This window comes from Paenibacillus xylanexedens (assembly GCF_007680605.1).
Lineage (GTDB): Bacteria > Bacillota > Bacilli > Paenibacillales > Paenibacillaceae > Paenibacillus > Paenibacillus xylanexedens_B.
The window spans coordinates 1-1,007 of record NZ_VEIO01000033.1 but is presented as its reverse complement, the minus strand read 5'-3'; the positions used below and the strand labels follow the sequence as shown (position 1 = coordinate 1,007).

1 protein-coding gene is annotated in these 1,007 nt (G+C 51.7%); it reads right to left on the bottom strand.

Going from position 1 to position 1,007, the window contains the following annotated elements; genetic code table 11:
* The coding region (locus FS818_RS28220; RefSeq protein WP_145336723.1) for an AMP-binding protein at positions 1–1,007 on the bottom strand (1,007 nt) is incomplete at both ends.

Here is a 1,007-nt window from a genome sequence, read left to right as displayed (position 1 = left end):
TCTTCTCCGCAAGGATACTGGCGCTGTAGCGCAGTCATCATATTCGTTATGCCGCGGTGCTCAACCATGACCCCTTTCGGCTGTCCCGTCGATCCCGAGGTATAGATTACATACGCCAGATCGCTTGCGCCGCTGATTGCTGGCAGGTTTTCTGGTTCTCCCGTGTACAGTGATGCGTCCGCCAGATTCAACACAGTGCCTACGTAAGCTAACGGTACTTCCACATTCCCACCGTATATAAGCAACAGATTCGCCCCGCTGTCCTCCAGCATGTACGTCATCCGATCCGGCGGGTACGCCGGGTCGATCGGCATGTAGGCGCCGCCGGCTTTCAAGATCGCCAGAATCCCTACGATCATCTCCACCGAGCGATCTGCCATGATCCCCACGATCTGGTCTGCACCCACGCCCCGCGAGCGCAGTTCATGTGCCAGCTGGTTCGCCTTCGCATTCAGCTGGCCATACGTCAGTTGCACAGCCTCGAAGACAACCGCCACCGCTTCCGGTGTTCGATCTGCCTGCTCCTCAAACAGCGTGTGAATCGGTTGATCTTGCGGATACTCCGCCGCTGTAGCATTAAACGTCTCCAGCAACTGATGCTTCTCTGCCTCGCTGGCCAGCTCGATTTCCGCCAGCCGCATATCCGGCGTTTCGGCGATCTGCTCTAGAATTGCCGTCAAATGTCTTATGAGTTGCTTCATGCTCTCGTCTTGATAAGCTTCCGCATTGTAGTTAAGTTTAACGAAAAGCCGACTTCCGCTTAAACCCATAAATACATTTAATCCAAAACTGGTTTGCTCCGTTCCCTTTACCGTTGTTACAACAAAATCTTGTTCTCCTGCAGGTTGCTCCTGAACAGGCGGTGTATCCATCGGATAATTCTGGAATACGAAAATATGATCAAATAAGTTCGTTTTGAGTGTACTGTGTGCTTGAATATCAGCCAAAGACACATAATCATACTGCTCGGATTTCAACAAATCGACCTGCACTTGTTTCACTAAGGC